Origin of the sequence: Legionella micdadei, from assembly GCF_000953635.1 — a bacterium.
In the GTDB taxonomy this organism is placed as follows: domain Bacteria; phylum Pseudomonadota; class Gammaproteobacteria; order Legionellales; family Legionellaceae; genus Tatlockia; species Tatlockia micdadei.
The window spans coordinates 2,921,605-2,935,288 of the sequence record NZ_LN614830.1; the positions used below are offsets into that span (position 1 = coordinate 2,921,605).

Here is a 13,684-nt window from a genome sequence, read left to right on the forward strand (position 1 = left end):
TAGCTCCTCTGGCTTCCCACAGAGGAGCTAAACCACTTAGCAACTTAAAAGCGCTAAAGCGTTCTTGCGCCAAAGCTCCTCTTTGCGTGCGGCCGTCAAACTTATTTCATCAAATAAGGCCGTTGAGTAATCAAACCAAGTTTTAATATCCATTTGATTTGTTTGTCCTAAATCAGAACTATAGATCACTCTGGGTAAATGGCTTAACACCTCGATAAAATCCTCTCTTGTTTGGTGCCCGAGCAAATAAGTCAGCGTCGTTTGCTCAATCCAAACAAAATCATGTTTCGTGATTTCCTTTAACGCCATCGCTTGTAAATTTGTCAAAGGATTCGCAGGCTGGTTTAGCAATAAAGCAGCTACATGATGTTTAATGCAAGCGTCAATTAAACAATCGATTTCCTCTTTTGCCGCATGACCTGTAGATACGACAATCGGATAATCAGCAGCCATTTTCAAAATGTCTATTGCTTCTTTCTTAATTTTAAATTTCGCATCAAAAAGTGTCTCACTCACCAAGGTGTGGTCAGTTAAATTTTCATGACTTAGTTGGCGAGTCAATTTAGATTGGTATTTACGGCCAGTGATCGTTGGAAAATCAACAATGAGCTTTGATGGTATTTGCGGCTGATATTCAGCAAGTGCCTGCAGAATTACCCGGTAATTGATTCCTCCTGCAATAGAATTCAAAACAACAGAGGGAAAAACCGGCAGCCCTTGTCTTTGACCAAGTGTGGCCTGTATAGAAGTCGAACCTAAATGGCTTCTTAACACCACGGCACCTGCTAACGCTTGGTAATGACTTCCTGCTTCTAATGCATTGTGGCGTCGGAGATAAAGATCGGGAGATGCGTGATAATGAATATCAATGAATTGATAATCGCATAATGCTTTCAAGCCTATTTCCTTTTGTTGAGCCAAGGCTGGTCATAGCGATAATCCTTGCGCGCCTGCTCTAACGTTGAGCCAGCCTTTACCGCGGTAATAATTTTGCTTTCAGTGGCCTGTATATTTTCTGCTTTGCTTATCACCTCATCAACTAAATGTTGGGGGATAACCAAAACACCATCGTCATCGCCCAAAATAAAGTCACCCGGATTGATTGTGACACCATTCACCATTAAGGGGCATTGCTCCGCTGATTTATAAACACGATTTTTCCCCGAACGCATATAAACCGCAGCACAATACACAGGGTATTTCGCAGCACGGATACAAGCGGCATCTCTCACTGCACCATGTACGATGGTACCCGCTATTTTTTTATGAATAGCCACTTGGGTTAAAATATCCCCCCAAGTTGTGCAATCACTTCGCCCTTTATTATCAATGACAATCACGGATTTTGCTGGGACAGAATCAATGTAATCCGCAGCCCCTCTAAATGTATTAGGTTTTTTCTCATATAGAGAATATTGGATTGTATAAGCAGGGCCAATTAATTTAGTGCCAGCGAGAAGCGGCTTGATATTGAGTAAAGCCCCTTCCACACCGCAAGCATCCAATGCGTCAGATACTTCAGTCGTACTTAATGCTTGTAATCGCTGATATTGGTTCATTTTTATTCGTCATTAAAAACTATATTGTTAGGCAATAATCAATAATTGCGCTTGCCATCTCTTCAGTTGTACTTTGGCCACCCAGATCATAGCTAACAAAACGGCGTTCTTTTATTACTTGCTTTACTGCCCGTTTTACTTTGTCCGCTTGTTTTGCATAACCAAAATGGTTCAACAAAAGACCAATCGTTAGGAACATTGCACTTGGATTAGCGCGGTGGGCTTTGATTCGCGGGGCACTCCCATGAACTGGTTCAAAATAACCACCGTGTTGACCTATGTTAGCACTTGGAGCAAACCCAAGGCCACCCATTACCCCAGCGCCAACATCGGACAAAATGTCACCGAACATATTTTCGGCAACAATGACACCGAACTCCTCCGGGCGCCTCACTAACCATAACCCTACTGCATCAACATTTAAAATATCTGCTTTAATATGAGGATAATCACTAGCCACCGATTCAAACAGTTCACGCGCGAAAGCACCGCTTTGACGCAGCACATTCGGCTTATCCGCTAAAGTAACACGCGTCATCTTATGACGAACTGCATAATCGAAAGCGAACCTAAAAATGCGGGTTAACCCTTTTTTAGTTTGCAAGCGTAAGCTGCAACTAATCTCATTATTTGGCGTCTCTTGCCAAGCTTGCTTTTCCTGTAACAGACTTTGAAGCGCTGCGGGAAGGGGATAATAATCAAATCCGGAGTATAGTCCTTCTGTGTTTTCCCTGATTACACAAAAATTAAAATCTGGACCTTCCGCTTTTATATTAAAACAAGGCCTAACATTTGCGAATAAATCCAATTGCTGTCTCAGTTGTATGATCGGAGAGACATAATGCAACTTCGCATGATTTAATTCGATGGCTAATTCAGCCTTGGCCTCTCGTTCAGGCTTGCTCGTTGTTGCACCAAGTAGTGTTGCATCCGCTTGTTTAATAAGCGCCCACGTCCTTTCTGGTATTGGATTTCCTTCTTTTTGCCAAAATGTCCAACCAATATCACCAAAGCTTAATTCCGCTGGGATATCAAGTGCTTTAAAAACAGGTATTGCCGCCATTGTCACATCCGCGCCAATACCATCCCCTGGCAAAACTGCTATCTTTATCAAGGACTAAGCTCCACAACTTAATTGTTCTAAGATGAGACTCTTACAATAATCTTGGTTATCTTGTAGAACCCTCATGCTCGCTTCAGGAACAATGACCAAGCGCCCAACTTTCGGCGTTATGACGTTATTTCTATTAACCAAATTTGAAAACTCACCAATTAAATGCAAATGATCAACCGTTGAATTGTTAAGAATCTCTGTTGAATCGGTCTCTAAAACACGCTGCAACCCAAAAATTAAGCGCTTTGACGCGATTTCTAGGTTATATCTTTGATAATCAATTTGCGGTGCCTTATTTGGGAAAAAAACATGATCATAAAGCCCTTCAAGTGCTTCCACAACGCGATTTCCTTTGCATAGCCGAATTACTTTGCCTAATTTTTCCTGCAATTGGTCATCAGCAAAAGTTGGGGTGGAAAATAGGACAATCGGCTTTTTCACCTGCTCAAAAAGAACAAAGCATTGCTGAAGGATAACCCCACCAAAAGAGAATCCAAAAAACGCATCATAATTGACAAGTTGCTTCTCTAATTCGTTTTGCCAAAGTCGATAGTAACCTTCGTTAGGAAGGTTGTCGGCAACGCTCAACGGGTCTACGAAATCAATCTGAAATTCGCAGTTAAGAAATGACAAGGTCTTGGCTATGTCTTCAATATCAGATTCTTGAGGCATTACTGGGGCAAGAGTTAGTATTTTTTTCATTTTATTTTCAATTTGAAGCGGTTGTTTATCGATTATAACGTTTCTTTATAGATTTTAAGATCCGCTGTTGAGAAGTCAGAAATCCCTCTAATAAACTCATCCATCTCAATGCCCTCATGACCAATCCCTAGGGCGCTGCGGACGTAATTTGCTGCGGCTAAAATTTCTGGTAATTTATATTTCTTTATGTCTATTGCATGCAAATAAGCGATAAAAAACTCCGTTTTGAGGTTACCTATCCCTTTGCCCATCCCTGCAAGCGACACATCGATATACTGAGCACCGTGACTCAAAGCAGCTAAAGCATTTGCTTGCGCCAACCCTAAATTGTCATGAGCATGAAATCCAAAAGGAATAGGATACTGTTTAGTGTATTTTTTATAAATCGCTTGTATTCTTGAAGGCAGCATGCTGCCATTTGAATCTGCGAAATAAATCATATTAGGATTATGACAAGAAAGAACCTCGACCGCCTGATCTAATTCATTTTCCTTATAATAAGACATGTGAATTAAATTGGCTGACGTTTCTAAATCTAACTCCTTCGCCCAAGAAAGAACAGGATATGCCGACTCTACCTGGCCCTTAGCAATGCAAATTCTCAGCAGCGTAATTCCGCACGCTTTTAATTCTTCAAGATCACGCTTTTTAACATTTTCAGGGTGTGCCATGACTGCAATCTTTGCATTTTTTATTAATGACCGACAAAAAAGAAGGTACTCTTTTTCACAAAGTCCAGCCCTGCCTAAATTTTCAATCGGATGCAAAGAACCGTTGCGATAACCTATTTCAATGTATTCAAGACCTGATTGATCAAGCAACTTTAAGATTTCTTCTAAGTCCTTGTCATTAAAATGAAAATTCGTTCGATGGCCACCATCTCTTAATGATGCATCTAAAACTTTGATTATATCCATTGTAATACTACCACTTTCTCTTTGAGCCTATTGCTTAGCCAAAGTAGATAAATAATTCATAGAGAAGGCCCAAAAATATTACAAAAAAAATACTTTTTGTATAAAAATTAACCTTCTTATTAGTATATAGCACATGCAGGTAAGAAAGAGGATGGCGATATATAAGGCTACGCATGATCTTTTTCGTCACGCGAATAGGAATGCCGCTCATTGGAATTTCATGAATTCTGATACTAGGATTAACATTCATCTCAATAATGACGCCTTTTGATTCTTCAATTGGAACATTAATATCTTCGCATTCGACATCAATACCAACTAGATCTAAATTTAATATCGTTGCAGCGCGGATGAGCAACTTACTATTTTCTTTACAGATTTGCTTTCCAAGCGATTTAAAAGTACCCCCTCTTGTCGCGTTGCAAGTATAAGCTAAAGAGACTCGCTCGTCTTTAGAAGGAATATAATCTACTCCTAATTTCAATTCATTTAATTTGATATAGCATTCCTCATCGATCACAATATTTCCCAAGGCATTATTCAGCTTTGCACGCTGCGCATTGGTACGTTTAACCAATTGTTCTATCGTGTGTTTACCATCACCAACCACATGGGCAGGATATCTGCGGACGACTCCAATTACCCGCTGATTAAAGACAAGCACCCGATAAGACTTTAACCCAGCGTGAAACTCTTCTATGCTTAGGTATTCATAAAATGGGAAAGTATTCTCTAGATATCGTTTTAATTGCCCGATGTTTTGAATATTACATAGGACATCACGGCCTCGGTAACCATTCTTTGTGGGCTTTGCAACTAAAGGGAAGGTCAGATCTGCTATTCTTGACTCAAGCTCACCTTTTTCAAATTCATTTGCATGCAATACAGTTGCTTTAGGGACCGGAATTCCTCCTCTTTCTAGCACTTTATTCATGCAATACTTATTTAAGGCAATACTTGCACAGCAATAATCATTAAATGGAGCATCACCCCCACGGAAATAGTAATGCTTTTTACCTAGCCTTACTGCAAATCCTTCAATCGTGTTAATCAATTCGGTAGGGAGTAATAAATCTAATGCGCTTTGGTAATAAAGTTCTGCATTCTTATCTATTGCGGAATCCTCTTGCGAAAATTTAAGGTAATCCTAGCATATTTTAGAGAGGAGGGAACCTTCCCCAAAGCACGAACAGGGTAATTGCATACAACAAAATTTTTAATCAATTGAAATAATTATGGTAACTCCTCAGGTACATCATCCTAAGCACGTCTTTTTACGCGAAGGATCACGTGGGGTAGCTCTCTCTAATATATCCTTGTTATAAATTTTTCCATTCAGGACTAAATGCGAGTTTTATTTACTTAGCCTCCTTGAATTGATTCAGAACAAGATGCAGCGACTGAATCAATTTGAGCGTCATATTCTTTATCAGTCATGTTGCTCGAATTCTTAAGGAGTGCCACTAATTTAGGTTGCGAACAATTACAAAAATTTGTGGCGGTTTCTTTTGCTTGGTCTGTCATTTTGGGATAAATAAGATTCCAAGTATCCTGGCAGAATTGGCTTATATCTTTATCACTAGCTTTATCTAAGCCAACCTCTTCTTCTAGAGAATCCATCGTATTGTGCAATAGAGTGCGGGACATACAAACTTGAATTGCTTTATCGACAGCCGCATCAGTATCTAAAGGTTGGGTTAAAGCACAAGCGCAATACTTTTCCCCAAAATTTTTATAACCTGCCATATTGCCCACGTCACTTACCCTTTTCATCCAAGATGAAAGGCAAATTGCCTGAAATGACTCTGCTTGTTTATTCGTATCATCATCCGTTTCAGCAGAGGTCATGAGTGGTAAAAAACAAGTGATGATAGCCGCTAAGATCAAGGCAGGACTTATTTTTGATTGATGCAACCGCATAATGCTCCCTCCATTGGATAATGATTAATCCTTCATGTTGTCCGATTTATCATAGCTGAAAGAGAATAAATAAGCTAATTCAGACATTAATCCGGTTTAGGCATAATGCAACATTTTAAGCTGGGCTACCATTTCTCCGTAGCCCGATTCGATATTAATGTAATTTTTTGTGGCAAGATAATAAGAAAGAGATCCATCATCCTGAGCATGGTTAGACTGTAGGGCAACATTGAAATTAAGTCGCTTTAGCCGCTCATAATCTTCTTTTTTAGTCACAAAATAAAAATTTCGGTGATTCGTGAAAGCCCGATAGTGGAGGGCTTTCGCATCTTTAGCCAAAGAACGGTTAGGGAAATACTCTTTGATGGAATAATTCCGATTATTGTGCACAGCAATCACTTTGCCTTTAGGCAATAATCGAATAATTTTATTCGCCAACTTTTTGACCTCTCTATGAGCAGCCAACGAATAAGGTCCATATTTTTTCAGCGTCCTTTTTATACCTTTGTCAGTAAAAATGCGGTTAGGGTCAAACTCGTAATGAACACCCCTTAAGTAAAATTCAACATTGCGTTTGCCGGAGTGCTTAAGGGTGATCAATGATCCACCCTCCCGCTTAATAAAACATTTAGCAGCAGCTAACGCAGTAAATTCACTCTCATGCAGGTGAACAAACGTTTTGCCCCGGCCGTGTAATTTTATCACCCTAACTTTCGTATCACCCAATTTAACCACATGCGTTTGCGCATGAACTAAGCTGCTAACGATCAAAAACAGGTATAAAAAATATTTCATATTTGCTGATTAACTTTAAATTGACCAATTATTATACTTTGTTCGGCGCAATTTAGGCAACTTCTCTTTTAATTGCAGTTACGCTTATAAGCTGCGACTAAACTATTAGAGTTGGATACTGGCAAATCAGTATCTGCGCTCCACATGATTGCTCCTTTCAATCCTTTCTTTTTCACAAATTCGCACACGGATTTAACGACTTCCGGAGACTGATACCCCACAAATTGCTTACTAGAGGAATTATAGAGATAAGCTCCGGTAATAAATGATTTATTTTCGACATCCAGTGCATGAACAAGATAACGCGTGTAACCCAGCTCCTTGATTACTCTGTCGACTGATTTATAAGGGAGCATTCCTGCCTGATTGGTATAGGTTGCCGCAAATTGACTGGCACCTGTCCAGGGTTGTTCAAAGCCTGGATGCTCGCTATCCTCCCCTTGCTCAACACCCGCAAATCCTCGCCCATAAGCTGCAAGACCGATTTGCAATTTTTCTTTTGGCATTCCATAAGCCAACACTTGTTCAGTGACCGAGTCCGTAGCGTAAGTTATTGCAAATTCATCTTTACGGCTGGTTTCGGGTTGCCTAAGATATGCATGAATGGAAGTATAAGGATCGCTATCATGACTCCAAGGACCATGCAAATCATAAGTCATTAAATTAACGCTGTCAGCGTACTGCGAAATTTGCTTAAACCAGCCCCCCTCCACCGACTGATTAATCGCTTCTAAGTACTCTTTATTTACCGTGATAGTTACAGAAACATAAGTCTCAGCCCCTAAAGTTTGTCGGCTGGCTTTAACTAGCTCATACAACCGTTTATAGTCGGCCAACGTCTTCGTATCAGGAGGTAATTGCGCCCCCGTTTGTAAATTAATAGGCGGTTCGAAATCATAATCCACTCCTTTTAAATTCTTAAAATGCCCCACCCATGATTTAAATTGATTTAAAAATTTGTTTTGATTGGCAAAAATCGCATCGAACGTGTAACTGCTAATCCCTTTATTACTCACTGTATTTGCACCGCCTATGGCAATGATCCGTTTTGATGCGTACTTGTTTGAATTAATAAAAGCACCAAAACTATTAAGCTGGCCTACCCCTTTTTGATCTGTGTAGGTAAATAGCTCCTTTACACCGGTATTCCCATTGACTTGCACTGACGAACAAGCCCCTTCATTCGCACGGCAAAACATTAAGAAATCATTGCTTTCAGGCGGTAAAGATACCCAGGAAGCTTCAAATGGCAATTCGCCCCAAAGATCAGAAAAATGCATTAAGCCATCCCAGGCATTAGGGATCTGGTATTGTGCTTGGTTAGGATCCTTGCTATTCCAGACCTGCATAAAACTCCAAGCTACTACCTCTGCATTGTTAAATTGGGCGACCATATCCTGATTGAATACATACTTTAATTGGCCATACGGTTGGCCATTTTTATAGGCCCCGTCGTACTCGTAAGGATTATCACCATACATCGACCATCCAGTGGTATAGAGTGTCAGTGATGAATTAGCTGCAATAGGAAAAAATAAGACAGCTAATGCGGATAACATGATTGATTTGTGCGTCTTCATAACCACCTCTTCGTCATTAATTGTGCAAATTTTATCTTTAGAGGTAATTACTGAACCACTGATATTTTTGACAGGGGTTATAAAGTGAGCAATTGCTCTTCTAAAGCCTTTGCCAGCGATTGATATTTATTTTTCGTACCTAGTTTTTTATTTATTTTTTGGATATGAAAATTAATTGTCCTTTCACTTAACTCCAGCAATTGTGCCATTTGTTTTACTGAATAATGTTTGGCAATAAGTAGTAAACATTGAATTTCGCGCTGCGTTAAGCGAAATGATTGTTTCTCTTGTGTTTCATTAAGAAGATGAATTTGAATGTAATGATAATAAAGATGAGCTGCAACAAACAATTCGTACTGTAAACCCTGTTGCTGAAGAATGCTCTGCTCATTTTGCATTTGCACTAGCAGTAAAATTGCAAAATTATTCTGTGGACCATGAATAGGTATTGACAGCCCTGCCTTAGTACCAAAAGCAATCGAATCTAAGCGCATTTTCCGCTCCGTTGCAGAAATAGCCTGGGTTAATTGTTGTTTGATATCCCAATAAATCGGTAAATGGCTGTTATACACAAAACTTAGAGTACTATCGATACCATGATAGTGTTCAGCAAGATAATGCTTATGCCAGTCTTTAAAATTAGCCGAGCTCATGTCGTATTTTAATTTATTAGCGGAATTTGGATGATAAGCATAATAGGTGAAAGAAAAAGTCGTTATGCCTTTTTTATTTAAATAACGCTCTAAAGCGTGATCACATTGATTAATTAGATTGGCTTGTGCGAGTTCATTTTCAAATTGCTTTAAATCCCACATGTTACTTCAACGTCTTAAAAGTGATCATGACTAACAGACTGTTCGCCACCAAAATGTAAGTAAAAAATCCACAATAACCAAACTGTTGCTCTAGTAAACCACTTAAAGAGCCAAAGAGAGCAAAACTTAATGCCATGATAGCTGTACAAATTGTATACATTGACATAGGGTACCGACTCTTATTAGCAACTGAAAGTAAATACCCCATATAAGCGCCATTTGCTAAACCGAAAACAAATTGGCTCAATGCAACGGTGCCCCAAATGAGGGAACCATGCACTTCGCAGTAAGCAATAACCAGAAAAAGCACATGGCCTAAAAGAAGAAGAACCGTAAATTTTTTAAGGCAGCTCTCAAGCTTGTAACGCGCCATTAAAAATCCGGAAGTAAAAATACCAAACATTAAAGCAAGGCTGCCTAAAATGCCATACACTTCACCCACATGAGGTAGACTAAAATCGAGACCAGCGCTATCTAAAAGAAATAGAGGCACAATTTTTTGCATTTGTGCTTCTGAAAAATTATAAATAAAAATGAAAAATAAAACGGGATAACATTGACGTGTGGATAATAGGTTGCGGAAAATGGAAAAATAGTTATTCTTCATTCCTGGAGTAATCTTTTCGGCTTCAGGGATTTTCATGCTGTGATAAATTACTAAAACAAGACTCATCAGCGATAAACAATAAAAAAATACTTCCCATGTATTTAAATGACAATAAATTGCATATTGCCCTACAATGACTAGTAATCCTCCTTTAATGACTAAACGCCCCATTTGATAAAAAAAACTGCGCAAAGCCACATAGCGCTTTTGATTGGATTCATCCAGATTGATCATGTACAACCCATCAGAAACAATATCGTGGATTGCTGAAGCGAACGCCAAACAAATTAATCCTATTATACTGATTATTAAGAAATAATTTTGATTCACACTGCAAGCTAAAACAAAAAATAAAATTGAGATAAGCCCCTGCGTAAAAGTCGTTAAGCGCTTTTTAGTTGAAAATCTTTCCAAAAAAGGTGCAAATACAGGTTTTATAGCCCAAGGAATGATCAATAAACTTGTTATAAAAGCAGATTGTGCGTTATTGACTCCCTGTTGCTGATACATGAGCATAGCGATTAAGCTCACAACAACAAATGGCATGCTCTGGAAGAAATAAAGGCTTGCTATCCATTGATAAGGTTTTCGGACTTGGAAGAGAGGCACAATCTATTATAGAGATCAAAACAGGATCATATTGTAATACAAACATCCAATTTTGAAAATAAAATAGCCCCCAGTATCACCTAGTTAGAAATGTACACCTGTTAAAATCACTATAATTTAAGAATTCCTTAACGCTTTGTTGTTATACTTTTAACATAATAACTGATCATTATGTTCATATGACACTCATTTACAGGGCAGCTAACCTGCGTCTTTATCCTAAAGTCATTAACCACCAGGGTACACATGTATGCCTGGGTGATTTGCATGGAAACGCACTTAAATTAATTTACACTTTGATTGAAGAGAATGTCCTTAATATTGACCCGCAACAATATAATGAACTAACAAAAATTTATTTTAAGCCTACTGGTCAAATTAATAGCGATGATCTTTTTCGGTTTAGAGCAATTATCGCTAATGCCAAGATTAACAAGGCAAGAGCAGTCACTCTAATTGGTGATGAGTTAGCGGACAGAGGACAAAATGATTACTTCACTTTATTAGTGCTAAAAAAACTCCACGACGAAAAGGCTAACGTGAATATCATGCTATCTAACCATAGTGTGGAATTCATTAGAGATTATGAAAGAGAAAAATTTACTGGGCAATACAGACTTCTGGAGGGACAAGGTAGATCGCTTGAGGGCATGCAAACCCTAATCAAAAAAGGCTTGATCGACGAAAAAGAAGTTCGAGATATCGTTGAGCAATGTTATCAACCCATGGTTAAGGCAATTGACTATACCCTTACTCCAGAAGGACAACTAACAATATTCTCACATGCTCCTATCGGACTTGAAACAGTTAAAGCTCTCGCAGAAAAATTTAGAATTCCCTATCGGGATGACAGTATTAGAAATTTAATCCGCACTATTGATGCAATCAATAAGGTGATTGAAAAACTATCTAAAGAAAAACAATTAGCCCAACTGATTGAATTGGAAGGCCTTGCAAACCCCAATTATCCTATTCCTCTTACAAAACCTTTGCAGCGGCTAATATGGAATAGAGCCCTAGGTAACGAATTAATGACAGAACCAACAGGTGGATTTAAAGTCAAATTTGTACATGGTCATGTCGGTCCTATGAGTGTTTTAAAGAATGGTTCTGAAGCTCTTCCTACCCACGAAAATTTAGATACCCTCTTTGGTAAATCTTTTGAGTGCAGTAAAACGGGTCCACACGTAACGCATTTAACGAGACACTCTTCTGAAATTACAGCAAAAGAACTTACAGATGAACAATTAAAAGAAATTTCAAGACAATTTTTCAAGGCCAAATTTAACGAATACTTCGATGAGCTTAAGCTAAAAACCTCCCAACTGATTGATAAGGGAAATAGCAAATCATCTAATTATGATCCCAATTACGCAAAAGCAGGAAAAGAAGCCGCCATTTTAATCTCTGAACTCAAGCAAGCTGCTGACACTTTCTTTAAAAATACGAAGCCCACAGCAGAAAACTTCATTGCATTTAAAACCCACTGCGAAAAAGCCATCAGTAACGCTGAAAAAGAGTTTGTTAACCATCGTTCTTGGCATCAACAATTAAGTCCAAGTTTTAGAAGAATTCTTGGCCTCCTTGCCCTGTTACCCCTAGGCATTCCAGCTTTGGTGATATCATTTAAGTCGCAGTCTGGTTATATTGCAACTTTTTTTGGCAAGCCCTCCACAGAATCAGTGGAAAAGTTGCAGACTTTCAAAAATAGATTGAGCAAAATGAATCAAATTTTTGATGAGGAAATTATAGAAAATGAGTTGCCAACAAATAAATTAGGTGACCGGTAATCCTATTATTTTCTCATAAATTATTACAGGCTTTTTATTGGACAACTTTAGAGGCACTATTTTTTTGAAAATAGAGACTCCAATTTGGTAAGCACCGCATCGACCTTCACTAGTTTCATTGTTTCTTCACCATGCGCATGAGTGCCCCAGATCGTTGTTTCAGCTGTTTTATTGAGCACTGTAGTAACCGCTTCAGGATAACAATCCACAGCCAAATGCCTGAAAGTGTAAGGGCCAGATACATTAGCGCTAGTTACTGCATGCAAAGCAACAACAGGGGTACCCACAGCTGCCCCCATATGCGAAGGACCTGTATCCGGGCATAAGACAGCCTGTGCATGGCTGATCACGGCAAGCAGCTGCTTGGGTTTTGTTTTTCCTACCAAATCAGTGCATTCGACTTGTTTTAATATTTCATCGGCCAAAGTCCTGTCATACCCCCCCGGACCGCCTGTTAAAACCACTTGCACCTGCCAACGCTTTTGTGCTTCTTTTATGACTTCAATATAACGCTCCACCGGCCAACTGCGTTCAGGCTTACTGGCAGCGGGATTCACCACTAAAGTAGGTTTTCCTGGAGGTATATGAGCGCGCGCCCATGCGTGATCAGTCTGACTAATGGGTAAATCCCAGCGCAATTCCTTTTTTTCGATACCCAAGGCAGACGCAAACTTTAAAAACCCATCAAGGGTATGATCATGACCAGGCGTAATGGTTTCATTAATTACCCAGCTGTGACCATCTTTCGCGCGTACTTTATCATAGCCAATTTTTCTTGGTGCACGAATCAAAGGGTAGAGTAAATTTGCCCTAAAACTGGCTTGTGATGCTAACAATACATCGAATTTTCTACCTTTTAATTGTTTTTTAAAGCGCCAATAGTCAGCTAAATTGTTAGGTTTATTGATAACTATAAACTCAACGCCATCCATCCCTGCTACCAAATCGTAAGCGGGAGGAGAAATCACCCATGTGACAGCTGCATCAGGTAAATTCGCTTGCAGTGTCCGCACTAATGGGACAAACATCAGCACATCACCCAGGGCTGATAATCGTACAACGCAAATTGATTTTATCATTCTAAAACAAACTTAGATCCACAATAGGGGCAAACTTCCGTACCCGTTTTTTCAATCGGTAAATACACTTTTGGATGCGCATTCCACAAAATCATTTCATCAGTAGGACAGCTTAGCGGTAAATCGCGATGATGAACGATATACTTCTTTTTGGTACACGCTGGTTTTTCTTTCGTTTCTGCCATCTATTTTTCCCC

14 protein-coding genes are annotated in these 13,684 nt (G+C 39.2%); 1 reads left to right on the plus strand and 13 read right to left on the minus strand.

All coding sequences use genetic code 11. From position 1 onward, the window contains the following. Positions 1-36 precede the first annotated feature (36 nt). From LMI_RS13005 to LMI_RS13055, 11 genes are all read right to left on the minus strand, one after another. Positions 37-897: a DUF6282 family protein gene (locus tag LMI_RS13005; protein ID WP_045100171.1), complete on the minus strand. Its 861-nt coding sequence runs from the start codon at positions 895-897 to the stop codon at positions 37-39. A gap of 2 nt (positions 898-899) precedes the next feature. Further along, complete coding sequence (locus LMI_RS15835; RefSeq protein ID WP_045100172.1) at positions 900-1,559, minus strand: RraA family protein; 660 nt, start codon at positions 1,557-1,559, stop codon at positions 900-902. A gap of 19 nt (positions 1,560-1,578) precedes the next feature. Beyond that, positions 1,579-2,673: an isocitrate/isopropylmalate dehydrogenase family protein gene (locus tag LMI_RS15840; protein ID WP_045100173.1), complete on the minus strand. Its 1,095-nt coding sequence runs from the start codon at positions 2,671-2,673 to the stop codon at positions 1,579-1,581. A 3-nt stretch (positions 2,674-2,676) separates the two neighbouring features. Continuing rightward, complete coding sequence (locus tag LMI_RS13020) at positions 2,677-3,375, minus strand: hypothetical protein (RefSeq protein WP_045100174.1); 699 nt, start codon at positions 3,373-3,375, stop codon at positions 2,677-2,679. A gap of 32 nt (positions 3,376-3,407) precedes the next feature. Next, entirely contained in the window at positions 3,408-4,292 is an 885-nt protein-coding gene (locus LMI_RS13025) for a beta/alpha barrel domain-containing protein (protein WP_045100175.1), read from the minus strand. Between the two features lie 34 nt (positions 4,293-4,326). Beyond that, complete coding sequence (locus LMI_RS13030) at positions 4,327-5,226, minus strand: UDP-N-acetylmuramyl peptide synthase (RefSeq protein WP_231852164.1); 900 nt, start codon at positions 5,224-5,226, stop codon at positions 4,327-4,329. 428 nt (positions 5,227-5,654) lie between these two features. Continuing rightward, positions 5,655-6,212 (minus strand): hypothetical protein, encoded by a 558-nt coding sequence (locus LMI_RS13035; RefSeq protein ID WP_052679581.1) that lies wholly within the window; start codon positions 6,210-6,212, stop codon positions 5,655-5,657. Between the two features lie 96 nt (positions 6,213-6,308). Beyond that, positions 6,309-7,007, minus strand: coding sequence for a hypothetical protein (locus tag LMI_RS13040; RefSeq protein ID WP_045100177.1), 699 nt, complete (start codon positions 7,005-7,007; stop codon positions 6,309-6,311). Between the two features lie 68 nt (positions 7,008-7,075). Continuing rightward, a complete protein-coding gene (locus LMI_RS13045; protein WP_045100178.1) occupies positions 7,076-8,587 on the minus strand; it encodes a glycosyl hydrolase family 18 protein in 1,512 nt (503 codons plus the stop codon). A gap of 77 nt (positions 8,588-8,664) precedes the next feature. Continuing rightward, positions 8,665-9,402 (minus strand): helix-turn-helix transcriptional regulator, encoded by a 738-nt coding sequence (locus LMI_RS13050; protein WP_045100179.1) that lies wholly within the window; start codon positions 9,400-9,402, stop codon positions 8,665-8,667. 1 nt (position 9,403) lies between these two features. Continuing rightward, a complete protein-coding gene (locus LMI_RS13055) occupies positions 9,404-10,555 on the minus strand; it encodes an MFS transporter (protein WP_231852165.1) in 1,152 nt (383 codons plus the stop codon). A 242-nt stretch (positions 10,556-10,797) separates the two neighbouring features. On the opposite strand from LMI_RS13055, the gene wip reads away from it, so the two are divergent. Further along, positions 10,798-12,408, plus strand: a complete 1,611-nt coding sequence (wip, locus tag LMI_RS14975) for a Dot/Icm T4SS effector Wip (RefSeq protein ID WP_052679582.1) — start codon at positions 10,798-10,800, stop codon at positions 12,406-12,408. 56 nt (positions 12,409-12,464) lie between these two features. Here the strand turns inward: wip and LMI_RS13065 are convergent, their stop codons facing one another. Both LMI_RS13065 and LMI_RS13070 read right to left on the minus strand, forming a co-directional pair. Beyond that, a complete protein-coding gene (locus tag LMI_RS13065) occupies positions 12,465-13,487 on the minus strand; it encodes a glycosyltransferase family 9 protein (protein WP_045100181.1) in 1,023 nt (340 codons plus the stop codon). Continuing rightward, positions 13,484-13,672: a zinc-finger domain-containing protein gene (locus tag LMI_RS13070; protein ID WP_045100182.1), complete on the minus strand. Its 189-nt coding sequence runs from the start codon at positions 13,670-13,672 to the stop codon at positions 13,484-13,486. Before LMI_RS13070 ends, LMI_RS13065 begins: the two co-directional genes overlap by 4 nt. Between the last annotated feature and the right edge of the window lie 12 nt (positions 13,673-13,684).

What these genes read in the sequence shown, in the direction of transcription:
- wip (WP_052679582.1), top strand. Translation starts at nt 10,798, where the DNA reads ATGACACTCATTTACAGGGCAGCTAACCTGCGTCTTTATCCTAAAGTC.
- LMI_RS13030 (WP_231852164.1), bottom strand. Translation starts at nt 5,226, where the DNA reads ATGAATAAAGTGCTAGAAAGAGGAGGAATTCCGGTCCCTAAAGCAACT.
- LMI_RS13045 (WP_045100178.1), bottom strand. Translation starts at nt 8,587, where the DNA reads ATGAAGACGCACAAATCAATCATGTTATCCGCATTAGCTGTCTTATTT.
- LMI_RS13025 (WP_045100175.1), bottom strand. Translation starts at nt 4,292, where the DNA reads ATGGATATAATCAAAGTTTTAGATGCATCATTAAGAGATGGTGGCCAT.
- LMI_RS13040 (WP_045100177.1), bottom strand. Translation starts at nt 7,007, where the DNA reads ATGAAATATTTTTTATACCTGTTTTTGATCGTTAGCAGCTTAGTTCAT.
- LMI_RS13055 (WP_231852165.1), bottom strand. Translation starts at nt 10,555, where the DNA reads ATGCCATTTGTTGTTGTGAGCTTAATCGCTATGCTCATGTATCAGCAA.
- LMI_RS13035 (WP_052679581.1), bottom strand. Translation starts at nt 6,212, where the DNA reads ATGCGGTTGCATCAATCAAAAATAAGTCCTGCCTTGATCTTAGCGGCT.
- LMI_RS13070 (WP_045100182.1), bottom strand. Translation starts at nt 13,672, where the DNA reads ATGGCAGAAACGAAAGAAAAACCAGCGTGTACCAAAAAGAAGTATATC.
- LMI_RS13050 (WP_045100179.1), bottom strand. Translation starts at nt 9,402, where the DNA reads ATGTGGGATTTAAAGCAATTTGAAAATGAACTCGCACAAGCCAATCTA.
- LMI_RS15835 (WP_045100172.1), bottom strand. Translation starts at nt 1,559, where the DNA reads ATGAACCAATATCAGCGATTACAAGCATTAAGTACGACTGAAGTATCT.
- LMI_RS13065 (WP_045100181.1), bottom strand. Translation starts at nt 13,487, where the DNA reads ATGATAAAATCAATTTGCGTTGTACGATTATCAGCCCTGGGTGATGTG.
- LMI_RS13020 (WP_045100174.1), bottom strand. Translation starts at nt 3,375, where the DNA reads ATGAAAAAAATACTAACTCTTGCCCCAGTAATGCCTCAAGAATCTGAT.